This window comes from Collinsella sp. TF10-11AT (assembly GCF_003437565.1).
In the GTDB taxonomy this organism is placed as follows: Bacteria; Actinomycetota; Coriobacteriia; order Coriobacteriales; family Coriobacteriaceae; genus Collinsella.
Map to the genome: position 1 here is coordinate 17456 of NZ_QSQW01000005.1, position 22278 is coordinate 39733.

General features: G+C 60.0%; 22 protein-coding genes and 1 riboswitch. Of the genes, 14 read left to right on the top strand and 8 right to left on the bottom strand.

Going from position 1 to position 22278, the window contains the following annotated elements; all coding sequences use genetic code 11:
- From pstC to DXC99_RS04660, 8 genes are all read left to right on the top strand, one after another.
- A complete protein-coding gene (pstC, locus tag DXC99_RS04625; protein ID WP_117584223.1) occupies positions 1-927 on the top strand; it encodes a phosphate ABC transporter permease subunit PstC in 927 nt (308 codons plus the stop codon).
- A gap of 3 nt (positions 928-930) precedes the next feature.
- Positions 931-1836 (top strand): phosphate ABC transporter permease PstA, encoded by a 906-nt coding sequence (gene pstA, locus DXC99_RS04630; RefSeq protein ID WP_055251684.1) that lies wholly within the window; start codon positions 931-933, stop codon positions 1834-1836.
- A gap of 12 nt (positions 1837-1848) precedes the next feature.
- Positions 1849-2652, top strand: a complete 804-nt coding sequence (gene pstB / locus DXC99_RS04635) for a phosphate ABC transporter ATP-binding protein PstB (protein ID WP_089571588.1) — start codon at positions 1849-1851, stop codon at positions 2650-2652.
- A 92-nt stretch (positions 2653-2744) separates the two neighbouring features.
- A complete protein-coding gene (locus DXC99_RS04640; RefSeq protein ID WP_117584222.1) occupies positions 2745-3602 on the top strand; it encodes a PhoU domain-containing protein in 858 nt (285 codons plus the stop codon).
- A gap of 119 nt (positions 3603-3721) precedes the next feature.
- The gene (locus tag DXC99_RS04645; RefSeq protein WP_117584221.1) at positions 3722-4459 is read left to right on the top strand and encodes a YggS family pyridoxal phosphate-dependent enzyme; all 738 of its coding nucleotides are present in this window, start codon (positions 3722-3724) and stop codon (positions 4457-4459) included.
- 60 nt (positions 4460-4519) lie between these two features.
- On the top strand, positions 4520-5242 hold the full coding sequence (locus DXC99_RS04650; protein WP_089571591.1) for a cell division protein SepF: 723 nt from the start codon (positions 4520-4522) through the stop codon (positions 5240-5242).
- 57 nt (positions 5243-5299) lie between these two features.
- On the top strand, positions 5300-5545 hold the full coding sequence (locus DXC99_RS04655; protein WP_227790178.1) for a YggT family protein: 246 nt from the start codon (positions 5300-5302) through the stop codon (positions 5543-5545).
- 61 nt (positions 5546-5606) lie between these two features.
- Positions 5607-6281, top strand: coding sequence for a DivIVA domain-containing protein (locus tag DXC99_RS04660; protein WP_006234242.1), 675 nt, complete (start codon positions 5607-5609; stop codon positions 6279-6281).
- 165 nt (positions 6282-6446) lie between these two features.
- Here DXC99_RS04660 and DXC99_RS04665 read toward each other — a convergent pair whose 3' ends face one another.
- The 3 genes from DXC99_RS04665 to DXC99_RS04675 all read right to left on the bottom strand — a co-directional run bounded on the left by DXC99_RS04665 (position 6447) and on the right by DXC99_RS04675 (position 9001).
- Complete coding sequence (locus tag DXC99_RS04665) at positions 6447-6977, bottom strand: nitroreductase family protein (RefSeq protein WP_117584220.1); 531 nt, start codon at positions 6975-6977, stop codon at positions 6447-6449.
- 283 nt (positions 6978-7260) lie between these two features.
- On the bottom strand, positions 7261-7884 hold the full coding sequence (locus DXC99_RS04670) for a DUF47 domain-containing protein (RefSeq protein ID WP_117584219.1): 624 nt from the start codon (positions 7882-7884) through the stop codon (positions 7261-7263).
- 67 nt (positions 7885-7951) lie between these two features.
- Positions 7952-9001, bottom strand: a complete 1050-nt coding sequence (locus DXC99_RS04675; RefSeq protein ID WP_117584218.1) for an inorganic phosphate transporter — start codon at positions 8999-9001, stop codon at positions 7952-7954.
- A 250-nt stretch (positions 9002-9251) separates the two neighbouring features.
- Here DXC99_RS04675 and DXC99_RS04680 point away from each other — a divergent pair, with 250 nt between their 5' ends.
- The 4 genes from DXC99_RS04680 (at position 9252) to DXC99_RS04695 (ending at position 12389) form a co-directional block, all read left to right on the top strand.
- The gene (locus DXC99_RS04680; RefSeq protein ID WP_117715971.1) at positions 9252-9590 is read left to right on the top strand and encodes a hypothetical protein; all 339 of its coding nucleotides are present in this window, start codon (positions 9252-9254) and stop codon (positions 9588-9590) included.
- 84 nt (positions 9591-9674) lie between these two features.
- The gene (locus tag DXC99_RS04685; RefSeq protein WP_117584216.1) at positions 9675-10370 is read left to right on the top strand and encodes a Bax inhibitor-1 family protein; all 696 of its coding nucleotides are present in this window, start codon (positions 9675-9677) and stop codon (positions 10368-10370) included.
- Positions 10371-10511: 141 nt separating this feature from the next.
- Positions 10512-11651: a TIGR02452 family protein gene (locus DXC99_RS04690; protein WP_117584215.1), complete on the top strand. Its 1140-nt coding sequence runs from the start codon at positions 10512-10514 to the stop codon at positions 11649-11651.
- A 78-nt stretch (positions 11652-11729) separates the two neighbouring features.
- Positions 11730-12389: an SGNH/GDSL hydrolase family protein gene (locus tag DXC99_RS04695; protein WP_117584214.1), complete on the top strand. Its 660-nt coding sequence runs from the start codon at positions 11730-11732 to the stop codon at positions 12387-12389.
- Between the two features lie 252 nt (positions 12390-12641).
- Here DXC99_RS04695 and thiD read toward each other — a convergent pair whose 3' ends face one another.
- Together thiD and thiC are read right to left on the bottom strand one after the other, a co-directional pair.
- Positions 12642-13472, bottom strand: a complete 831-nt coding sequence (gene thiD, locus DXC99_RS04700; protein ID WP_117584213.1) for a bifunctional hydroxymethylpyrimidine kinase/phosphomethylpyrimidine kinase — start codon at positions 13470-13472, stop codon at positions 12642-12644.
- A gap of 178 nt (positions 13473-13650) precedes the next feature.
- Positions 13651-14985 carry a phosphomethylpyrimidine synthase ThiC gene (gene thiC, locus DXC99_RS04705; protein WP_099431544.1) on the bottom strand — a complete coding sequence of 445 codons (1335 nt, stop codon included), beginning with the start codon at positions 14983-14985 and terminating at the stop codon, positions 13651-13653.
- Positions 14978-15093, bottom strand: a riboswitch (TPP riboswitch). (Overlaps the previous gene by 8 nt.)
- A 63-nt stretch (positions 15094-15156) precedes the next feature.
- Here thiC and DXC99_RS04710 point away from each other — a divergent pair.
- Positions 15157-15678 (top strand): hypothetical protein, encoded by a 522-nt coding sequence (locus DXC99_RS04710; RefSeq protein WP_117584211.1) that lies wholly within the window; start codon positions 15157-15159, stop codon positions 15676-15678.
- A gap of 23 nt (positions 15679-15701) precedes the next feature.
- Here the strand turns inward: DXC99_RS04710 and DXC99_RS04715 are convergent, their stop codons facing one another.
- Together DXC99_RS04715 and DXC99_RS04720 are read right to left on the bottom strand one after the other, a co-directional pair.
- Entirely contained in the window at positions 15702-16511 is an 810-nt protein-coding gene (locus tag DXC99_RS04715; RefSeq protein ID WP_117584210.1) for a YaaA family protein, read from the bottom strand.
- A gap of 103 nt (positions 16512-16614) precedes the next feature.
- Positions 16615-18012, bottom strand: a complete 1398-nt coding sequence (locus tag DXC99_RS04720; protein ID WP_117584209.1) for an aminopeptidase — start codon at positions 18010-18012, stop codon at positions 16615-16617.
- A gap of 166 nt (positions 18013-18178) precedes the next feature.
- On the opposite strand from DXC99_RS04720, the gene polA reads away from it, so the two are divergent.
- Positions 18179-20929, top strand: coding sequence for a DNA polymerase I (polA, locus tag DXC99_RS04725; RefSeq protein ID WP_117629406.1), 2751 nt, complete (start codon positions 18179-18181; stop codon positions 20927-20929).
- A gap of 211 nt (positions 20930-21140) precedes the next feature.
- On the opposite strand, the gene DXC99_RS04730 is transcribed toward polA, so the two are convergent.
- Positions 21141-21968 (bottom strand): Cof-type HAD-IIB family hydrolase, encoded by an 828-nt coding sequence (locus DXC99_RS04730; protein ID WP_117629407.1) that lies wholly within the window; start codon positions 21966-21968, stop codon positions 21141-21143.
- Positions 21969-22278 lie beyond the last annotated feature (310 nt).

Consider the following 22278-nt stretch of genomic DNA (forward strand, 5'->3'; position numbering starts at 1 on the left):
ATGGAAGCACAGGAAAACTCCCAGACTGAGCGGAATGTTCAGACGCCCAAGAAGCGCGAGCTGGCGCTCGTATCGCGCAGTACCTATATCAAGGAGAAGGCGCTGCAGTGGATCTTCTTTGCCTGCGCGTTCTTGGCGGTCGTTACCGTCATCCTGATTTTTGTCTTTACCACGTACTCGGCGCTGCCCGTCTTTACCGACATCGGTCTGGCGGACTTCTTTAGCTTTACGTGGGCGCCCTCTGAGGGTCACTACGGCATCGTGTCGCTGCTTGCCGGCTCGGGTCTGGTGACCGTCGGTGCACTCGCCATGGGTGTGCCCCTAGGCGTGGGCACGGCCGTGTATCTGGTCGAGATCGCCAGCAAGCGCGTGCGCAAGCTCATCAGCCCTGCCGTTGACCTGTTGGCCGGCATCCCTTCTATCATCTATGGCTTCTTTGGCATGATCATCATCCGCCCGTTTATCGCACAACTGACCGGCGGTCTTGGTTTTGGCGCGCTGACGGCGTGGTTCGTGCTCGCCATTATGATCGTGCCCACCATCACGACGCTTACCATCGATGCTCTCAATTCCATTCCCATGGGCATTCGCGAGGCATCGTATGCCATGGGCGCCACCAAGTGGCAGACTATCTATAAGGTCGTGTTACCTGCCGCCAAGCTGGGTATCGTGGATGCCATCGTGCTGGGTATGGGCCGTGCCATCGGCGAGACCATGGCCGTGCTCATGGTCGTGGGTAACGCCCCGGTTATTCCCGACAGCATTGCGAGCCCCATCTCGACGCTCACGAGCCAGATTGCGCTCGACATGAGCTATTCCTCGGGTCTGCATCGCTCGGCGCTGTTCGGCATGGGCGTGGTCCTGTTTATCATTTCCGCCACGCTGGTGGGCATCGTCCGCCTGGTTTCCAAGAAGAAGAGGGGGTAGGCTATGTCCGATTCCGTTGACACGACGGTCGATACGACCTCGTCGCGCGAGCGCATCAAGCGTGCCCTTTCCCACGGCAAGAAGGGTCGCATCAACAAGGACCTGTCCAACAAGATCATGCTCGGCGTATTCCGCGCGGCTGCCTACATCACCACGCTGGTGCTGGTCGCTATCATTGCCTATGTGGTCATTAACGGCCTGCCGCATATCTCGCTCGACTTTATCTTCGGTTGGCCCCAGGGCGTCAACGCCGAGGGCGGTATTTGGCCCACGATCGTCTCGACCGTCTATGTGACGGCGCTCGCCATGCTTATCTGCACGCCGATCGCTGTGCTGGCAGCCGTCTATCTGGCCGAGTACGCCAAGCAGGGCAAGATCGTCGAGCTCATTCGCTACGCTGCTGACGCTTTGGCCTCGGTGCCCTCCATCGTTATGGGCCTGTTTGGCTACGCCTTGTTTGTCGAGGCTATGGGTCTGGGCCTTTCGATGGTCTCGGCCGCTCTGGCGCTTGCGCTCTTGATGCTTCCCATCGTCATGCGCACCACCGAAGAGGCCATTCGCGCCGTTCCGCGCTATATCCGTTGGGGCGCGTATGGCCTGGGCGCCACCAAGTGGCAGGTTGTCTCCAAGATCGTGCTTCCTTCTGCCTTTGGCCGTATTGCCACGGGCATTGTCCTTGCCATCGGCCGTGCCATTGGCGAGACCGCCGTGGTGCTCTACACCATGGGCCAGGCCATCAATCTACCTATCTCGCCGCTCGATTCCGGCCGCCCCATGACCGTTCACCTGTACCTGCTTGCCAACGACGGCATCAACATGAACGCAGCCTACGGCACCGCGCTCTTGCTGATGGTGATCATTCTGGCCTTCAACCTGTTTGCGCGCTTCCTGTCGCGCAAGCGTCGCTAGTTAAGGAGTCCCATGTCCGTTTATCAGTCCGCTCCCACGCTGGAGCAAGCGGCCATTACGGCCAAGGATTTCAACTTTTGGTACGGTGACTTTCATGCGCTGACGGGGCTCGACCTCAACATCGCCAAAAACGCCATCACCTCCTTCATTGGCCCTTCGGGCTGCGGCAAGTCGACGTTTTTGCGCTGCATCAACCGCATGAATGACCTGATCGAGGGTACGCGCGTCGAGGGCACCATGACGCTCGACGGCAACGATATCTATGCCGAGGGCGTCGACCCGGTCGACCTCCGTCGCCGCGTGGGCATGATTTTTCAGCAGCCCAACCCGTTTCCCAAATCCATCTACGAGAATGTCGCCTTTGGCCCTCGTCTGCAGGGCGTGACTAGCAAAAGCGACCTCGATGACATCGTGGAAGAATCGCTCAAGCGCGCCAACCTCTGGAAAGAGGTATCCAATCAGCTCAACAAGGATGGTTTGGCGCTCTCGGGCGGTCAGCAGCAGCGTCTGTGCATCGCGCGCGTGCTTGCGGTGCAACCCGATGTCCTCCTGATGGACGAGCCCTGCTCCGCCATCGACCCCACGTCCGTCTCTAAGGTCGAGGATTTGATGGCCGAGCTGGCGCCCGAGATGACGATCATCATCGTCACGCATTCAATGCAGCAGGCAGCTCGTATCAGCGACTACACCGCATTCTTCTTGCAGGAAGTTGCCGGTGAGCCTGCCACGCTCATCGAGTATGGTCAAACCGACGCGATCTTCACCAGCCCGGTGGACTCGCGGACGGAAGACTATATCACCGGCCGCTTTGGCTGATCGGTGCGACTAGTCCCAAGCCGATCGGACCTGGTCCGGTGCGTATTCACTGTGCGGGCGGCATGACCGCACCCAACTGATTGGAGTGAACCATGCGTAAACTGTTTTCCCGTCAGCTCATCGAGGCCCGCCACGAGATGCTGAGCATCTACGAGGCCGTCGATCTGGCCCTCCACGATGCCGTTAAGGCCTATGTGACCGACGACCGCAAGCTCGCCACCAAGACCAAGAAGCGCACGCTTTCGATTGACGCACGCTGCGCCAACCTGGAGGCCGTCTGCTACAACCTGATTGCCACGCAGTCACCGGTCGCCTCCGACTTCCGCCTGCTTCAGACGATCATCTACGTCGACTTTAACCTGCAACGCATGACCGATAAGGTCCGTCAGATCTGCCGTGCCACGCGTCATATGATCAAGGCCGACATCTCGCTGCCCAAGGAGCTTGTCGGCACGGTCGAGGCCGAGGCTGAGGCCGTCTACCAGGTGCTGGGCTCTTCGCTTTCTGCGCTCGTCACCAACGACATGTCCATCATCTGCAACTTGGCCGTCGAGGACGAGCCAGTGCACGCCGCCTACGAGAAGTTCTTCCGCACCTTTAACCGTATGGATACGGGCGACTTTATGGACGACGACAGCAACTATGACGACCTGCGCCGCGCCATCATGGTTTCGCGCTACCTCGATCGCATCGCCTCGATTTCCATCGATGCCGCCTGCCGCCTGACCTTCCTGCTGACTGGTCAGCGCATGAATGCCGGCGATATCGCCCGCACGGACGAGGACGAGCTCGAGAGCATGCGCGTGCCTTCGGGCGAGGGCGTCATCATGAGGCCCGCCGTCGATGCGCGCTACGTTGCCAAGGTGCCCGTTAACGAGGTCAGCGAGGGACTTCGCTACCTGCTCGATCATCTTGAGGACGAGGACGATGACGAGGACGACGAGGAGTAAGTAATCCCGTTCGTCGAAAGATTGTAAATACCTAAGTGAGCGCGGCCTTGCACATGCGGGGCCGCGCTCTTGCGTTAGCATGGGACTACTTGTTTGGCCGTCAGCGGAGGCGATTGGCAATGGATAACTATTTGGACTTGATGCGCGCTCGCCGCGAGCAGATTCTGGAACGTTTTTATGCGGCGCTCGATCGCGCAGGCCGTCCCCACGACGCCGCGAGCCTCATTGCCGTGTCCAAGACCGTTGGTGTCGATGAGACCGTTGCCGCCATCCAGGCGGGGTATCGCCATTTTGCCGAGAACCGCCCGCAGGAGCTGGTTCGCAAGCTCACGGGTCTGGCGGAGCATCCGGAGCTGCCCGAGGTGCGCTTCGATATGATCGGCAACCTGCAGACCAATAAGATCAATGCGGTGCTGGGCTCAGCCGAGCTGATTCACTCGGTGGGTTCGCTGCATCTGGCGCAGGCGATCTCGAGCCGTGCTGTCCGCAAGATTGAGGCAGGCGAGCTCGCCGGCCCCCAGCGTGTGCTCATTGAGGTCAATGTGAGTGGTGAGGAGTCGAAGGGAGGCTTTTCGCCCGATGAGATTCGCGCCGCCGCGGGTGAGCTTGCGGAACTTGAGGGAATTTGCGTGCAGGGGCTTATGACTATGGCGCCCCGGGGGAATAAGGATGTGGCACGCCGCACCTTTGCGGGGCTTCGTGAGCTGAGGGATGAGCTGGAGGCGGCGCATCCCGATTTGAACCTGCCTGAGCTTTCCTGCGGCATGAGCGAGGACTTTGAGCCTGCCCTTGAGGAGGGCTCTACGCTCGTTCGCCTGGGCAGGGTAGTATTTAGCCCGGAGTTTGCAGTAAAATAAGGCTCTGAAGTGCGCACTGATTATCGGGGCGCCTGCACTAAACCGCGAGAGGACACAACCATGGGCTTCCTTGACGAGATTAAAAATAAGATGCACCTGGGCGGCCAGCAGGGTTACGACCAGGGTTATGGCCAGGACGACGACTACGGCTACGATGACGGCTATGACGATAGTTATCAGGGCAACGGCTACGGCGGTGCTTCGGGCGAGGGCTTCTACACCCAAGACGAGCCGAGCAACGGCCTGCTTGGTCAGACGCGCCGCGGTGAAGCTGAGTCGGTTGCCGTGTATACGCGCTCCGGTCAGCTGGTCGGCGATGACTCCCGCCATGCCACGACGTATAACCCGCCTTCGCGCTCGCAGGACAGCGTTGCGAGCGGTTATCGTCCTGGTGCCTATGACACGCCGTCGAGCTACGCCGAGAACACCCGCGCCCGTGCCGCCGCTGCACCCGCGCCTGCACCGAGCGATGCCTCGGCCTATGCGAGCAATATCATCAACGCCACGCCGCAGCTGCCGGCCTATGTCCTGCGCCCCGAGAGCTATGACGACGTGGAGACCGTGGTGCGCCGCGTTCGCACCAAGCAGCCTGTCGCACTGATTTTTGTGGGCGTACGCACCGAAGTTGCCAAGCGCGTCTTGGACTTCTCTTACGGCTTTGCCTGCGGTCTGGGCGCCACGGTCAAGGAGGTGGGCGACCGCGTGTTCATGGTGCTGCCCGCCGGTTGCGAGGTCAAAGATTCCGATCTCAAGAAGCTTCGTGCCGACGGCTACCTTAAGTAAAGACAAGACGAGGAGATTCCCATCAACATCTACACTATCGTCCAGCTGGTCAACACGCTGTTCAACTTCTATTCCACGCTCATTGTCGTCTACTGCTTTATGACGTGGATTCCCATGAAGCAGGGTGGTTTGCTTCAGGATATTGCTGCGGTGCTCGATAGCGTGTGCGGTCCGTGGCTCAACCTGTTCCGTCGTTTCATCCCGCCGATGGGCGGTATCGATTTTTCGCCGGTCGTTGCGATTATTGCGTTGCAGTTGGTGCAGAGGCTGGTTCTGCAGCTTCTTATAGGTATACTCGTATAGAACTGACTTAGTAACTTACGTCGGGCGTGTAGCGCCGAGGCGATGAAAAAGGAGACTTGTTATGGCTATTACCCCTGCAGACATCCAGGCTCAGACTTTCTCTGAGGCCAAGCGTGGCTACGATCCCGCCGAGGTCGACGTCTTCTTGGAGACGCTGTCCTCCGAGGTTGACGCTATGCTCGCTAAGATCGTCGACCTTAAGGGTCGCCTGACTGCTACCGAGCAGCAGCTTGCCGATGCGCAGGCTCAGCTTGCCCAGGCTCAGGATGCCACCGCCCAAGCCGTTCCTGCCGCCCCCGTGGCTGCTCCCGCCCCTGACTTCTCCGCTCAGGAGCGCCAGATTTCCGCTGCCCTGATCGCTGCCCAGCAGACCGCTGAGACCATCGTCAACGATGCCAACGAGAACGCTGAGCGTATCCGCAACGAGGCTGACGCTAAGGCCCGCGAGGTTATCCGCCAGGCTCTGACCGAGAAGCAGGCCGAGCTCGAGGAAATCGATCGTCTCAAGGCTTCCCGCGAGGAGTTCAAGGCCGAGTACCTCAAGCTCATCCAGCACTTCATGGACGATGCCCAGAACTCCTTCCCGGCCGACCTCATGGCCTCCACGCCGGTCGGTTCTGCCGCTTCTCCTGCGGTGACTGTTCCCGCTGAGCCGCTGCCCGTCGCTGACCCGGTTGTCCCCGTGGCCGATCCCTTTGCCCCGATCGACAACTTTGCTGCCGACGACCTGGACTAACATTCGGCCTACAATTTAGTGCCTAGAAAGGACCCGCAGCTTGCGGGTCCTTTTTTATGACTGTGCCGGGGTGCGTAACATAAAAAAACCGAGCCCTGCACATAGTGGCGCAGAACTCAGCGACGGGTGAGCGGTCAAGGGTAGATTTTAAGGTATGTCCAAAAACTACTTGAGGAGGAAGTTGGAGAGGGGAATAGTGCGGGCCTCGCGATGCTCGGGATCGGCGATGTGGTCGGCGGGATAGCCACAGACGAGCATGTGATAGGGATAGACGCCCTTGGGCAGATTGAACTGCTCCTGTGCCACCTCAGGCTTAAAATGGCATACCCAGCACGTTCCTAGGCCCTGCTCGGTGGCCTCCATCATCATCTGATCACACACGATGGACGTATCGATTTCACTGGAATTCATCTGGTCATACGGGCGTACCCAAGCATCATCGGTAACGCAGCAAATAAGGAAGATGAGCGGAGCGCCAAAGATAGACCCATCACGAGCAAACCGAGGCTGACAAGCAGCAGCCTTCTCCAACAGCTCAGGCGTATCCAGCACCATCACACGGGCTGGATGATTATTACAAGCAGAAGGAGCAATACGCCCAGCCTCAACAATGGCATCCACCACAGCCTGCTCAACAGGACGGTCCTCAAAAGAACGACAAGAATACCGACCACGAGCCAGATCCAAATAAGACATACAAGCCCTCCTAAAATTAAAAATCAAACAAACCAAAAGTAACCCAAAGAGTACCCAAAGCAGCAATCAGCCAAACGCTCATCAAGGGCCAAAGTGTCCGAACGGATACCAAAGGTCCCTTCAGCCAAACCCCCATCGCGCTAAATCTATCAGCCAAAGTTCCCAATGGTGGTACGTAAGGCGAAGGGCCGGCCACGGTTTACTTTCGAACGACTCTGCAAAGCAGCCGGAGTGAGAAAGCAAACCGTGGCCGGCCCTTCGCCGCCGGGACACGTACCCCCAATTAACTGTTCTTCATGACAATCGAATCCACGACATCGGCCACATTCTCGCAGCAGTCGGCGCAGTACTCCAGGAAGGCGTACACGTCACGCCAAGCGATGACCTCGAGCGGGTCCTTGCCGTTAACGTGCAGGTTACGCATGGCGTTGATATAGAGCTCGTCGGCCTCGGACTCGATGGTGTTGATCTGGATGACGAGCTCGCGCAGCGTTTTGGACTTGCGGTAGTTAGGCAGCTCGACCATCAAGTCTTTCATGGCGCGGCAGGCGTCGGTCACCTTGTGGGCGATCACGATGGCATCGGGATGGATGCTCTGGATGTTGGTGAAGTAGACGCGCTGCACGACGCCCTCGATACGGTCGAGCACGGTGTCGAGCGAGCAGCTCATCAGGTCCAGATCCTCGCGCTCAAGCGGGGTGATAAAGGCGGTGAGCAGGGCGTCCTCAAGCTCATGGTGCTTCTTGTCGGCCGCATGCTCGATCGCATGCATCTTGTCGAGCATATCGTGAATCTTTGCGGGATCGAAGTTCTCGAAAATCTTGATGAGCAACTCTGCGGCCTGGACAGCAAGGTCGGCGCAGGCGACGTAGTTGTCAAAGTAGAACGAATCGGGTTTCTTTGCCATGGGTGGGTCCTTTCGAGGTGAAGACGGGTGGGCGAAGTGTTGCGGTCCAGATGGACGTTCGGTTTGACTAGAGGAACATCATGAACAGCTTGGCCATGACAAAGCTGATGAGTCCGCAGGCGGGGAAGGTGAAGAACCAGGTGAACATCATGTCCTTGACGACGCCGAAGTTGATGGCCGAGAGGCGCTTGACGGCACCGACGCCCATGATGGCGCAGGTCTTGATGTGTGTGGAGGACACGGGGATGCCGGTAAGGGTGGCAAGCAGCAGGTTCGCGGCGCCCGCCAGGTCGGCGGAGAAGCCCTGGTACTTTTCGAGCTTGACCATGCTCTGGCCAACGGACTTGATGATGCGCTCGCCGCCCACGCTGGTGCCGATGCCCATGGTGGCCGAGCATAGCAGCATAATCCAGATGGGGATGCCGGCATCGCCGACGCTCGTCTGGCCGCTGGCAAAGGCCACGCCTAAAAAGAGCACGCCGATGAACTTCTGTCCATCCTGCGCGCCGTGCATAAAGCTCATGGCCGCAGCGCTCGCGATCTGAGCGTATTTAAAGAAGACATTGGCACGTCGCCTGTTGGCGGCGGCGAAAAGAATCGAGACGAGCTTGCACAGGACCCAGCCCATGACAAAGCCCAGACCGATGGAGAGCGCCAGGCCGTAGATGACCTTCATCCACTCGTGGACGTTGACGCTGCTCGCACCGCCGAGGGCGATGGCGGCACCGGTCAGGCCGGCGATAAGGCTGTGGCTTTGCGAGGTGGGGATGCCAAAACGCGACGCTGTGGCGCCGTAGACGACGATGGAGAACAGCGCCGCGCACAGACAGGCGAGCGCCATGGTGCTGTTTCCTCCAAAGTCGACAATATGGGAGATGGTGTTGGCGACGCTCGCGTTAAAGTGCGTCATGATGAGCACGCCAAGGAAGTTGAATGCGGCACTCATGAGAATAGCGGCGCGGGCGGGCATGCAACGCGTAGTGACGCAGGTCGCGATGGCGTTGGGTGCGTCGGTCCATCCATTGACGAAGATGGCGCCGAGCGCGAGGATCACGGTGACGGCAAGGACTGGGTTCGACACAAGTTGGCCGAGGAAGGTTGAGAACGTTACGTCCATATATGGGCTTTCTCGAAGTTTGCAGGCACGTTACAGAAACATGATAAATCGTATCACCTCCTGCGGGTTTCTTTACCGAGTTCTGATGGGAGCAGTGAATTTTTTGGCACTAAAAATGAATATTAGCCCTGTTGACCGTGGGTGTTCTTTTTGCTAACACACCATGAGGACACGTGCGCGCGCCCCAACACCCCAAAACCACAGCCTGTTCGCTTTACAACATGCAAACATGCGTTCGATAATAGGAGGCATGGAATATCGACAGACAGATGGCAAAACTCGGCGCGTGCACAAGCAGTATGTGGACGTCGTGGCTCGCATCCTCGCGGGCGGACAGGTCGTGCCGGTCACCGTCTGCTGGGTCGACGGTCGTTGCTTTACGATTGACGAGATTGTCTCGACCACTGGGTTTGGCCTGACGGTTCACGGCATTCGTACGGCAACCTATAAGGTGCGTTTTGGCGGGCACGCGACCGAGTTGTATCTGGAGGACCAGGCGCGCGAACGGCCGGACGGCTCGCAGGCCCACGTGATGCGTTGGTGGGTCTGGGCGTTTGACCGCACGCTCGAGGGCGAGCGCCGTAGGTAGGGACGCACGGCGTTCGGGTACAATGGTAGGAATCTTGTCATCTGCTGCGCCGTCATTCGCGGCGCTTTTTGAAAGGACGAAGCTATGAACGATATCCAGGGCTATCAGAACGGCCCCGTCGAGACCGGCGCAAGCCGCGCCAAGGAGATGTCGCCGCGCGCGTACAATCTCGCCATGTCTGCCCTGATCTTCTTGGGCTTTTGCGCCATGGGCGCCGGCGCCTACTTTACGAGCACCATGTCGTTTGCGCGCATGATGATGAGCGGGGCCGCCCTGCCGCTGGTTTTTGGCTCGTTTATCCTGACCATTGTCGGCATCGTCATGATGTCAGCTGCCGCCAGCAAGCAGTCCGTGGGCCTGTCCCTTGTGGGCTACGTAATCTTTGCGAGTACCTTTGGCCTGACCGCGTCGTTTGGCCTTGCCAACTACGACCTGCCCACCATCAACACTGCCTTTATCGCCACGGCCGCCATCACCTTTGTCTTTGGCGCCTTGGGCGTGACGTTCCCCAAGTTTTTCCAGCGCGTATATGGCATCGGTTTTGGCATTCTGCTCGCCACGATTCTGGTTGAGATCGTGCTGATGTTCATGGGCGTCTCGCAGACCATCACCGACCTGATCGTGATCGTGGTGTTCGCCGGCTTTATTGGTTACGACACCTATGTTGCCACGACGGTGCCACCCACGCTGCCCAATGCGGTGCTCATGGCGTCCAACCTGTTCGTGGACATTATCAACGTGTTCCTGCGCATCCTGAACATCCTCGGTCGTCGCGACTAGCGCGGGGGATTGCAGCGTTTCTTGTCGGACGCGGTAAAACGATGCGAAAGGCGGTCCTGCGGGGCCGTCTTTTTTGTGCGCGGCGGGGTATCATGGATGGGAAAAAGCCGATAGCGGCAGCGACAGGAAAGGTGGCCACGTATGGCAGACGTCGACAACAGGAACCGTAACCGCAGGCCCAACCGCGCGGGACAGCCCAACCCCAAGCGCGAGGCCCGCGCCAAGGCCGCCGAGCGTCACGTGGCAACTGTGTCCGAGGCGTGTGCCAAGGATATCGAGCGCTCGCTTGCCGGCGTTCGCGAATTCGACGGTATGCCTGCCGGCTTTGTCGCGGCGATGAAGGCCAAGGCCCAGAAGGCTGCGGCTGCCGAGGAGCCGGTTGCCGAGGAGTCTGAGTCCGCTGAGGTTGCGTCCGCCGAGGCTGAGGTTGCGTCCGCCGAGGCTGAGGTTGCGGCTGAACCTGCGCCCGCAGAGGAGACCGACGAAGTCGAGTCCGCGCCTGCTGCTGAGGAGCCCGCTCCGGTCCTGCCCGAGGTCACTGTGCTTGATGCCTCCGCCACGCAGGCAATCCTCGATAACGGTCGCGGCTATGCGCAGTTCTGCGACATGGCCGTGCTCGCCTTTGCCTCGTTTACCAATCCGGGCGGTGGATATATTCAGGGTTATCTGGGCCAGGAGGCCACGCTGTGCGCCGATTCGTATCTGTACAACGTTCTCGATAAGCAGCGTAAGTGGTACGGCGAGAACCGTCGCCGCAACATCAACTGCGAGCTCTACCGCAACCGTGCGCTGGTGGTGCCTGCGGTGCGCTTCGACCGCAACCACGTGCATGCATACGCCGACGTGATCGTGGCCGCCGCGCCCAACGTTAGGCGCGCCCGCCAGGAGTATCGCGTGAGCGACGATGCTCTGCTGGATGCCCTGCGCGACCGCATCCGCTTTGTCCTTGCCATCTGCGATGAGCTTGGTCGCGAGAAGCTCGTGCTGGGTGCTTGGGGCTGCGAGAACAACGGCTTTGATGCCGAGGCCGTGGCCGAGCTCTTCCGCAAGGAGCTCGCGTCGGGCGACTTCAAGGTCAAGCAGGTCTTCTTTGCCGTGCCCTCTACGCGCTGGGATGAGGACTTTGCCAAGTTCGAGCACGTGCTGGCAAACTTCCCCGAGCGCAACGAGGAGTCCTATGCCCAGGTTGCCGCCCGCGCCGCAGCCGCTCGCGCCGCCGAGCAGGCCCAGACAGCAGTCGAGGATGATGAGGACGAGGATGACTGGCGCAAGTACCTGTAAGCGGTGCGCGCGATGTGATATGCCAAGCCGACGGGAGGGGTTGCCCCCGTCGGCTTTTTACTGAATGAGGAGCTCAAGATGAAAAACGTTCTGTGCTTTGGTGACAGCAACACCTATGGCTATGATCCGGCGGGCATGCGCGACGGTACCGCGGTGCGCTATGCGCAGGATGTGCGCTGGTGTGGCGTGGTCCAACGTGACTTAGGCGAGGGCTGGCATGTAATTGAAGAAGGCCTCAACGGCCGCACGACGGTACGCGACGACATGTGCCATCTGGACACTAACCTCAACGGCATTCGCGCGCTTCCGATGCTGCTCGAGGCCCATAAGCCGCTGGACGCCATTGTGATCATGCTGGGCACCAACGACTGTAAGACGGTCTTTAACGTGACAGCTTCCGATATCGCCCGTGGCGCCATGGCGCTGATTCGCGCCGTCCGCGCGTTTCCGTGGACCGACGCTGCGCCTTGCCCGCGCATCCTGCTGATGGCTCCTATCAAGATCAAGCCGCAGATCGCCGATGTATATATGACCGATTTTGACGAGCGTTCCGTCGAGGCATCTGAACATTTTGGCGAGTACTATGCGCACGTGGCCGAGCAGTTTGGCTGCGACTTTTTGAATGCCGCCGAGTTTGCCGAGCCGGGCGATATCGACTATCTGCATATGATGCCCGAAAGCCACGAGAGCTTGGGACATGCCGTGGCAGCCAAGCTCCAAGAGATGCTCGGTGAGTAGCACGGCCCCAAACCACCACAGAGTTCCCCTTGCGGGGGCTTGTTTCGTTTGTTTGTCTTGATCTGTAACAGTTCCAAGGCCGAAAACGGGCTAGATGTTACAGATTAAGATTATTTAGGTCGATATCGATTGTTTGTCTTGATCTGTAACATCTAGGGTCGATTTTGCCGAGTTACTGTTACAGATCGAGATGTTTGTGGGAGCCACCGCAAAGGTGCCTGTCCCCTTTGCGGCGGTTTTGGGCTGCGAATCTTAATATTGCCACATGTGATTGACGGGGCCGGAGCCTTTGCCCATGTTCAGGCCGGCGGCCAGAGCGCCGGTTAGGTAGGCCTTGCCGCCGTTGACGGCGTCGGCAAGATCCATGCCCTGGGCCAGCGCGCAGGCGATGGCGGACGAAAGCGTGCAGCCGGTGCCGTGTGTGTTGTCGGTCTCGATGCGCTTGTGGCGGAACCACGTGGTGAGCGGATCGCCCAGATGGTTGCCCTCGTCATCGAGTGGCGCGGGTTCGGCCAATACATCGTTAGCCTCGTTGACAAGATGCCCACCCTTAACGAGGGATGCGCAACCAAAGCGGCGGGTGAGGAGCATGGCAGCATTTTGCTGTGTGCGCTCGGAGTCGACCTCGTAGTCAAGCAGGGCCATGGCCTCGGGAATATTGGGCGTGATGACGGTTGCTAGTGGGAACAGGCGGCGGGTGAGCGCCTCGGCGGCATCTTCGGTAATCAGCCGTGCGCCCGAGGTGGCTACCATGACGGGGTCGACGACCACGTTTGTCGCGTTCCAGGCGCTCAGGCGGTCGGCGATAACCTCGATAATCTCGGCAGAGGAAACCATGCCGATCTTGACGGCGCTGGGGCGGATATCGTCAAATACGGCGTCGATCTGCGCAGCGACGATATCAGGGGAGATATTCTGCACGGCGGTGACACCGAGCGTGTTTTGTGCGGTGATGGCGGTGATGGCCGTCTCGGCATACAGGCGGTGCGCCGTGATGGTCTTGATGTCGGCCTGAATGCCGGCGCCACCGCTGGAATCGGATCCTGCGATGGACAGGACGGCAGGTACCTTACTGCGATCCATGTTTGCTCCCTTGTTCGGTCGGAATCAAATGGGTCTTTAAGCCAGCATTATAAAGATGCCCGGGCCGACTCTATGTCGAACCCGGGCGGGCGATGCAATCTTTACGCAAATGTAAGCAAATGTTCACACGTCAACAATTGACGAACACCATGTTACCGATTGTGGCTCCGGTGACGAGTTAGTCCTCCATGCCGAGGTCGATCGTCGTGCCTTCGAACACCTTGTTAACGGTGCGGACGGCGCACATCTTGCCGCACATGGTGCAGGTGCCCTCGGTGGCGGCGGGGGATTCTTCGTAGCGTTTCTTGCCGGTGACCGGGTCGAGAGCACACTTCCACATGGCATCCCAGTCGAGCTTGCGGCGTGCCTGGCCCATCTTGTCGTCCATGTCGCGGGCGTGCGGTACCTTCTTGGCGATATCGGCGGCGTGCGCGGCAATCTTAGTGGCCATGAGGCCATCGAGCACGTCCTGGGCGTTGGGCAGGCACAGGTGCTCGGCCGGCGTCACGTAGCACAGGAAGTCGGCACCGGAGCTGGCGGAGATGGCACCGCCGATGGCAGCGGTGATGTGGTCGTAACCCACGCCGATATCGGTCACCAGCGGCCCGAGCACATAGAACGGGGCGTTGTGGCACAGGCGCTTCTGCAGTTTCATGTTGGCGGCGATCTCGTCGAGCGCCATGTGACCCGGGCCCTCGACCATGACTTGGACGCCGGCGGCCCAAGCGCGCTTGCACAGCTTGCCCAGCTCGATCATCTCGGCGGTCTCGGTGGCGTCGTTGGAGTCGTAGAGGCAGCCCGGGCGGCAGGAGTCGCCGAGCGAAATCGTCACGTCGTACTCGTGGCAAATCTCGAGCAGCTCGTCAAAGTACTCGTAGAAGGGGTTTTCGTTGCCGGTGACCTCCATCCAGCCAAACAGCAGCGAGCCGCCGCGGCTCACGATGTTCATCAAGCGGCCGGTCTCCTTAAAGGTCTTGGTGACCGACTTGTTGATGCCGCAGTGGATGGTCATAAAGTCCACGCCGTCCTCGGCGTGCGCGCGCACGACCTCGAACAGGTCATCCTTGGTAAGCTTGACCAGCGGCTTTTCCATGTAGCCGATGGCGTCGTACATGGGGACGGTGCCCACCATGAGCGGCGTCTCGTCGATGAGCTGCTGGCGGAACTGGCGCGTCTTGCCCGAGTTGGAAAGGTCCATGATGGCGTCGGCGCCAAAGTCCTCGGCGATCTTGACCTTCTTCCATTCCTCGGCGGCATCGGCTTTATCGCCCGAGATGCCCAGGTTGACGTTGACCTTAGTAGACAGGCCCTCGCCGACACCAAAGGCGCGCATGCCTTTTTTGATGTGCACGATGTTGGCGGGAATGGCGATGCGGCCGTCGGCCACGCGCTCGCGGATGTACTCGGGGTCGCGATGCTCGCGCTCGGCGACTTCCTTCATCTGCGGCGTGATCTGCCCGGCGCGGGCGAAGTCGATTTGCGTGACGAGCTTGGGCTCGGTCTGTGTGCTCATTGGCACGGCTCCCTTCGTTGGCATTACCCATATCAGGTTTGCGGGTCAGGGCGGGCGCGCCCAGTCTCAGCCTGCCGTCTTGTCCTGCAAGCTCCCCGTTTATGTAATGGGCTCAAGTATAGCTCGAATGGGTACGATTGGCCTAACGAGCGTGCCTGTGGGGAGGCGAACATGGAAGACAAGCATCTATATCGAGAGACGCAATGGGATGTATCGGCCGAGGAAAGCCGTGCGCACCATGGCCTTGTCGCGATTGGTTTTGCGGTGCTTGCCGTGCTGGTGATTGCCTTTTGTATCTGGACGTTTGGCGGTCACGGCGGCGCTGCATGGGAGTTCGAGGCTGATGATAGCCTACCGATTATGACGGTGAGGAGTACTGGCGGTAATGCCAATACGCTCGCCGTTCCAGGCGACTATTGGTATCCGCGCGACGAGTTTGTGCAGCTGCAGTTGAGTGGTGGGTCGATTCCTGGTGAAGAAATCGAACGCGTGACTTACGACGTGGCGCTTAAAACGCTGACGGTGCAGCTCAAAGACCGGGGAGACGTCCCCACGACCATGGATATCGCCCTGACGGAATGGCGTCTGGAGCCTCCTGCGGGTGTTACGGTGTCCGAGGTCGAGCACGTAAAGATTACTTATCAAGATGGCTCGACGAGCGAGATTGCAAAGGCCGATGGCTTGGCGGAGTAACGGGGTGTTTGGAAACGGTGGGCCTATTGTGCCCGCGCGTTCATGAAAACCAGGGAGTCTTTGTCTGAAAGCTCGGGGATGTGACGATAGCCGATGTTGAATGCGGTAAGTTCGCTTGTATCCTCGAGCTTGTTTTCTGCCATCCACCGCACCATGGCGCCGCGCGCCTTTTTGCTGGCGGTCGAGCGCTGGATGGGCTTGCCGTTGCGGATGCCTTCGCCAAAGAGGCATGTGACGACCGTGGCGTCGCCCGCGAGGTGGGGCAGAACGGCTTTGGCATACTCTACGCTGGCGAGGTTGACGATCGTGGTGTTTGAGCCTGCCGGGGCGATAGCCCGCGCGAGCTTGTCGCTCCAAAACGCGTAGAGGTTTCGGGCATCGTCGACGGCGAGCTTCGCGCCCATCTCCAGTCGATACGGTTCAACGGCATGAAAGGGGCGTGCGCATCCGTAAAGGCCCGAGAGGATCCACAGATGGTCTTGCAGCCATGCGAGCTGTGCGGCATCCATGACCTCGGGCGCCATGCTCTGGTATTGAATGCCGTGATAGGACATGACGGCAGGGGAGAGGTGACGGGCGAGTGCGGGATTGTCAAGATCGCCGTTATTCAGGATGGGCCGGAACTCACGCAGGGTGTTGAGGCAAGGTCCCAGCAGTTTGTCACTCACGTTCCACAGCGCCTGCAGGCCGCCGCTGCCTTCATTCCGCTCGATATCTAGCAATGCGCGGTGGAGGCGAGCCGTCTCGTGCGCAGAGGGTGGAATGCCCTGGACTTCAAAAGCATCTTGGGCCGCGCGCATTTGCTTGGCGGGCGAAATGATGACCTGCAGCATGGACTCTCCTCTGCCAAGAAGGAAGTTGCGGTGGAATACGGTCTGTCTTGGCCGTTTATGGGCCAGTTTAGTCCGTATTTCACCGCAATTGATGAAGGGTCGGTTAGGCGCGCTCGAGGAAGGCCTTGTAGCCGCGATAGGCCTCGTAGATATCGGCCTTGTTAGCGACCTCCCACAGGGCGTGCATGGACAGGACGGCAACGCCGGAGTCGATGACGTTCATGCCGTACTCGGCCATGATGTAGGCGATGGTGCCGCCGCCGCCCGCGTTGACGCGGCCGAGCTCGCAGGTCTGGAAGTCAACGCCCGCCTCGTCCATGATGTCGCGGATGAGGGCCACGTACTCGGCGTCGGCGTCGTTGGAGCCGCCCTTGCCGCGGCTGCCCGTGTATTTGTTAAAGCACAGGCCGCGACCCATAAAGGCTGCGTTCTTGGTCTCGAACTTGCCGGCGTAGCCCGGGTCAAAGCCGGCGGACACGTCAGAGGAGAGCATGCGGCTGCGGGCGAGTGCGCGGCGCAGGGCCAGCGGGCTGCTCTCGCCGGCGAGCGTCATGATTTCGGCGACGGTGTTCTCGAAGAAACGGCTCGTCATGCCGGTGGCACCCACGGAGCCGATCTCCTCCTTGTCGACGATGAGCGTGATGCTCGTGCGCTCGACGTCTGCCACGTTGATCTGAGCGAGCATGGAGGGGTAGGCGCAGACGCGGTCGTCGTGGCCATAGCCCAAGATCATGGAGCGGTCGAGACCCATGTCGCGGGCGGGGCCGGCGGGCACGACCTCGATCTCGGCAGAGAGGAAGTCCTCCTCCTCGACGTCGTACTGTTCCTTGAGGATGTCCAGGAACATCTGTTTGACGGGCTCCTTGGGGGCGTCCTTGTCGTCCTCGTCAAACTTGACGGGGCGGCCGCCCACGATCACGTCGAGGATCTCGGCGTCGACGGCGTCCTTGGCGGGCTTGGCCATCTGCTCGCTCGAGAGGTGGATCAGCAGGTCGGAGATGGTAAAGACCGGATCGTCGGCCTTGTCGCCGATGTTGATGTCGACGGTGGTGCCGTCCTTTTTGCAGATGACGCCTACGAGCGCGAGCGGGGAAGCGACCCAGTGGTAGCTCTTGACGCCGCCATAGTAGTGCGTGTCGAGATAAGCCATGTCGCCGGCCTCGAAGGCGGGGTTCTGCTTAAGGTCCAGGCGCGGCGAGTCAACGTGGGCGCCCAGGATGTTAAAGCCCTGCTCGAGCGGGGCGGTGCCCAGGTTGACGAGCATGAGGTCCTTGCCGTGATTGGCGGCGTACACCTTGTCGCCGGCCTTGAGCGCGCGTCCCTCGGCGATCACAGTCTCCAGGTCGACGTATCCCGCCTCCTCGGCCATCTTGATACCGGTCTTGACGCACAGGCGCTCGGTCTTGTTCTCGCTCAAAAACTGCTTATAGCCGCGGCAAAGCTCCTCGAGCTCCTCGACTTGCTGTGGCGTGTACTTTTTCCATGCGCAGGGACGCTCCATGACGCAGGCTCCTTTCGGATCGATCGTGCTGGTTGATGTACCGTGAGCCATCGTATCACGCGCGGGCTCACGGTGGCGGGGGAGCTTGATGTGCGGTGGCCGCGGGGCGGGGAGCGTGTAAACTGGAGTGAGCAAACCGTGCCCAGTCCAAAGCGAGGTATTTAATATGTCTGACAAGCGCCGCACTTTTGCCGTTATCGACGGCAACTCGCTCATGCACCGCGCCTTCCACGCCGTGCCGCCCACCATGAACGCGCCGGACGGTCGCCCCACCAACGCGATCTTTGGCTTTCTGAACATGTTTCTTAAGATGATCGATGCCTTTAACCCCGACGGTGTGGTCGTGGCGTTTGACAAGGGCAAACCGCGCGTGCGCATGGAGATGCTGCCGCAGTATAAGGCGCAACGCCCGCCCATGGACCCCGATCTGCATGCGCAGTTTCCGATGATCAAGGAGCTGCTCGGTGCGCTCAATGTGCCGATTCTGCAGTCCGAGGGCTGGGAAGGCGATGACATCCTGGGCACTATGGCGCGCCTGGGCGAGCAGGCCGGCTGTGACATGCTGCTGGTGACCGGCGACCGTGACATGTATCAGCTTGTGACCGAGCACGTTAACGTGGTCTCGACTCGCAAGGGCCTGTCCGACGTGGCGATCATGACGCCCGAGAGCGTAGACGACCTGTATCACGGCATTACGCCGGCGCTCGTGCCCGATTTTTACGGTCTGAAGGGCGATACGTCGGACAACATTCCCGGCGTACCGGGCATCGGCCCCAAAAAGGCGAGTGCGCTCATTGCACTGTACGGCAGCCTGGACGAGGTCATTGCGCACGCTGACGAGGTCAAGGGCAAGATGGGCGAGAACCTGCGTGCACACATCGACGACGCGCTGCTGAGCCGTAAGGTGGCGACCATCCGCACCGATGCGCCCGTCGAGCTCGACTTTGACGCAACGTCCTTCCCGGCGTTTTCTGCCGACGAGGTGTCCGCGGCGCTGGGCACGCTCGGCATCACGGCCATGCAGAACCGTTTCCTCTCGCTGATTGGCGGCGAGGGTGGGGCTGCGGCCGCTGGCAGCGCGTTTGAGATGCCTGCCGTTTCGCGTGCCGCCGCCGGCGATGCCGACGCGCTTGGCGCCGTTGCGGCTGAGGTCTCCCGCGCGATTGATGCCGGCGAGTGGGTCGCCGCCGTGGTGGACGACGACAAGGAAGAGGGCGCGCTCTTTGGACTGACGCGCACGCTGTGGCTGGCGACGTCCAAGGGCCTGTTCGCGCTCGAGGAGGGCGACAGCGGTGCGGCGGCTGAGGTTGAGGGCTTCAACTTCGTCCGCGGCGTGATCGCTGGCGTGCTCGCGCGCCTGTTTATGGAGGGCCGTGTGGCGAGCCCGGATATGAAGGCGCTGCTGCATGAGCTTTCGCCCATTGATTCTTCTGAGCCCGAGCTTATGGATCCGCTGGCCGTCGATTCCACGCGCATCTTCGATACCGTGGTCGCCGCCTACCTGCTGGATTCCGACCGCTCCGAGTTTGATGAGGCGTATCTGGCTGATACCTATCTGCAGATGGCGCTGCCTGCGGCGCGCGGCGCGGAGGGTGCCGGCGAGCACGCTCCTGTTCCCGCTGCCCGCACTGCGGCCCTGACGCTGACGCTCGTGGCGCCGCTGCGCGACCGCATGGCCCGTGAGAACGCTGCCAACGTGTTCGATGGCATCGAGATGCCGCTCGTGCCGGTGCTTGCCAAGATGGAGCGCGCGGGCATGCTCGTGGATCCCGACCGCCTGCGTAATCTGTCCGAGGGCCTGGCGACCCAGATCACCGAGGTCGAGCGCAGCATTCGCGACCTAGCGGGTGATGAGACCTTTAATATTGGCAGTCCCATGCAGCTGTCGCATGTGCTCTTTGATGTGATGGGGCTTCCGACCAAGGGCCTCAAGAAGACTAAGCGCGGCTACTATTCGACCAACGCCAAGGTGCTGAGCGACCTTGCGCGTGACCACGAAATCGTGCGTCTGATCTTGGACTGGCGTGAGAAGTCTAAGATCAAATCCACCTATCTGGACACCCTGGGCCCGCTGCGCCGTGGTGACGGCCGTGTGCACACCACGTACAACCAGACCATCACGGCGACGGGGCGTCTGTCTTCGAGCGACCCCAATCTGCAAAATATTCCGACTCGCTCGGAGCTGGGGCGTACTGTCAAGACGGCGTTTTCGGCAGGCGAGGGAAGCGTCTTTTTGGCGGTGGACTACTCGCAGATCGAGCTGCGTCTGCTGGCACATCTTTCGGGTGACGAGCACTTGGTGCGCGCCTTTAACGAGGGCGAGGACTTCCATGCCGAGACGGCCGCGCGCGTGTTTGGCGTGCCGGTGTCCGAGGTGACGCCCGACTTGCGCAGCCGCGCCAAGGCCGTGAACTTTGGCATCGTGTATGGTCAGCAGGCCTACGGCCTGTCGCAGTCGCTGCATATCTCGATGGCCGAGGCACGCGACATGATCGACCGTTACTACGAGGCCTACCCGGGCGTGCGCACGTTCCTCGACAATGTGGTGGCACGTGCCAAGCAGACGGGCTACGCCGAGACCATGTACGGCCGCCGTCGCCATATTCCTGAGCTCAAGGCCAAAAACCCGCAGCTCCGCGGCTTTGGTGAGCGCACGGCCATGAACCACCCCATGCAGGGTACCGCCGCCGACATCATCAAGATTGCGATGGCCCGCGTGAGCCGCCGTCTGGAAGAAGAAGGCTTTGCCGCTCACATGATCCTGCAGGTACACGACGAACTGGACTTTGAGTGCCCCGTCGACGAAGTCGAGCGCCTAACCACCATGGTCCGCGACGTCATGGAACACGTCGTAGACCTCCGCGTACCGTTGATCGCCGAAGCCAGCACCGGCATAACCTGGGCCGACGCGAAATAGGGAAGCACTCCGTAAGGCAAGCTCGCCCAAGACGCAAGCCCCCACATACTTAAGATTTGGGACAAACACTACTGATTAATTTGTCCCACAGTAACCAAAACAGAGGGGAGCCCCTCCCAACAAGGAGCTCCCCTCTGCTCAAATCATTTCAGCTAAGTATCTAGACACTCAAGACGCCATCTTGGCGCCCGGCTGGGTCCGACGAGCCCCGTTAACGAGCCGCCAAGATGGCGTCGATGAGCGTCAGTACGCCCCCGTCGTTGTTGCTCGGAATGCGCCATTTGGCATGCGCGTTCATGTGCTCCTCGGCATTGTCCACGATAAAGCTATGCCCGACGCGCTCCAGCATGGGGATGTCGTTGTACGTATCGCCCACGGCAGCGGCGTCGGCGATATCGATGCCCAGGCGCTCGCAGAGATGTGCTACGCCCGACCCCTTGTCGACGCCCAGGTTCATAAAGTCGATCCACTCGCGGCCAGCATTGGTGACATAGAGTCGGTCCGAGAATGCCGGGCTGTAGTCCTCGCGAAACGCTGGCTCGGCATCGTAGGCGGGGAAGAAGATCGAAATCTTGTTAGACTCGATGTCAATGCCCTCAAAGCTATCGACGTAGTTGATCGTGTTGTAGTAGACGCTGATCTCGTCGTGGTATTGATGATCGCGGGCAAGTACATAGAACTCGTCGAAGCAGCACAGGACGGGGACAGCGCGCGAATCCTCCGAGGCGCGGCTCAAGACCTGCTGATACAGCGCCACGTCGATAGTGCTCTTATAGATATAGTTGCCGCGGTAGATAACGCACGCGCCGTTATCGGGGCAAAAAGCGATGCGGCTCTTGATGTCCTCAAACATCTCCTCGAGTTTGGGGGCGGGGCGTCCGCTGGCGGGGCAGAACACGATGCCAGCCTCGGCGAGCTTGTCCAGGCGCTCGTCGAGGCCCTGAGGCAGCACGCGCTCGTCGGTCAGTAACGTCTTGTCCATATCGACAGCGAGAATCTTAATGTTGCCGATGTTGGCGTCTGATTCGTAAGTCTGCATAAAACGCGCCTTTCGGTTTCCAGAATGTTTCGGGTGATTGACCCTCTACTTGATAGTCGGGCGTATTTTCGCAGGATTGGCGCATATTTGCATCATCATTCACAAAGTAATGAAAAAACTTTTCAGAAATTTGAATTTGTCGCTTGTACAGCAGGCACTTTAGCGTAATATAGCGACCATCGAAAACGGAGACGGAAAAACAACCGCTTACCGAGGAAAAGGTACCGTTTACGATATTAGAATTGCGCCCGGCGATAGGTGAAAGGAGAGGCAGATGCAGTTCGTAAAGATTATCACTACTGCAGACAAT

Bases quoted from the DNA above. Each gene is read 5' to 3' on its own strand.
- pstC (WP_117584223.1), top strand. From the start codon at position 1: ATGGAAGCACAGGAAAACTCCCAGACTGAGCGGAATGTTCAGACGCCC.
- pstA (WP_055251684.1), top strand. From the start codon at position 931: ATGTCCGATTCCGTTGACACGACGGTCGATACGACCTCGTCGCGCGAG.
- pstB (WP_089571588.1), top strand. From the start codon at position 1,849: ATGTCCGTTTATCAGTCCGCTCCCACGCTGGAGCAAGCGGCCATTACG.
- DXC99_RS04640 (WP_117584222.1), top strand. From the start codon at position 2,745: ATGCGTAAACTGTTTTCCCGTCAGCTCATCGAGGCCCGCCACGAGATG.
- DXC99_RS04645 (WP_117584221.1), top strand. From the start codon at position 3,722: ATGGATAACTATTTGGACTTGATGCGCGCTCGCCGCGAGCAGATTCTG.
- DXC99_RS04650 (WP_089571591.1), top strand. From the start codon at position 4,520: ATGGGCTTCCTTGACGAGATTAAAAATAAGATGCACCTGGGCGGCCAG.
- DXC99_RS04660 (WP_006234242.1), top strand. From the start codon at position 5,607: ATGGCTATTACCCCTGCAGACATCCAGGCTCAGACTTTCTCTGAGGCC.
- DXC99_RS04665 (WP_117584220.1), bottom strand. From the start codon at position 6,977: ATGTCTTATTTGGATCTGGCTCGTGGTCGGTATTCTTGTCGTTCTTTT.
- DXC99_RS04670 (WP_117584219.1), bottom strand. From the start codon at position 7,884: ATGGCAAAGAAACCCGATTCGTTCTACTTTGACAACTACGTCGCCTGC.
- DXC99_RS04675 (WP_117584218.1), bottom strand. From the start codon at position 9,001: ATGGACGTAACGTTCTCAACCTTCCTCGGCCAACTTGTGTCGAACCCA.
- DXC99_RS04680 (WP_117715971.1), top strand. From the start codon at position 9,252: ATGGAATATCGACAGACAGATGGCAAAACTCGGCGCGTGCACAAGCAG.
- DXC99_RS04685 (WP_117584216.1), top strand. From the start codon at position 9,675: ATGAACGATATCCAGGGCTATCAGAACGGCCCCGTCGAGACCGGCGCA.
- DXC99_RS04690 (WP_117584215.1), top strand. From the start codon at position 10,512: ATGGCAGACGTCGACAACAGGAACCGTAACCGCAGGCCCAACCGCGCG.
- DXC99_RS04695 (WP_117584214.1), top strand. From the start codon at position 11,730: ATGAAAAACGTTCTGTGCTTTGGTGACAGCAACACCTATGGCTATGAT.
- thiD (WP_117584213.1), bottom strand. From the start codon at position 13,472: ATGGATCGCAGTAAGGTACCTGCCGTCCTGTCCATCGCAGGATCCGAT.
- thiC (WP_099431544.1), bottom strand. From the start codon at position 14,985: ATGAGCACACAGACCGAGCCCAAGCTCGTCACGCAAATCGACTTCGCC.
- DXC99_RS04710 (WP_117584211.1), top strand. From the start codon at position 15,157: ATGGAAGACAAGCATCTATATCGAGAGACGCAATGGGATGTATCGGCC.
- DXC99_RS04715 (WP_117584210.1), bottom strand. From the start codon at position 16,511: ATGCTGCAGGTCATCATTTCGCCCGCCAAGCAAATGCGCGCGGCCCAA.
- DXC99_RS04720 (WP_117584209.1), bottom strand. From the start codon at position 18,012: ATGGAGCGTCCCTGCGCATGGAAAAAGTACACGCCACAGCAAGTCGAG.
- polA (WP_117629406.1), top strand. From the start codon at position 18,179: ATGTCTGACAAGCGCCGCACTTTTGCCGTTATCGACGGCAACTCGCTC.
- DXC99_RS04730 (WP_117629407.1), bottom strand. From the start codon at position 21,968: ATGCAGACTTACGAATCAGACGCCAACATCGGCAACATTAAGATTCTC.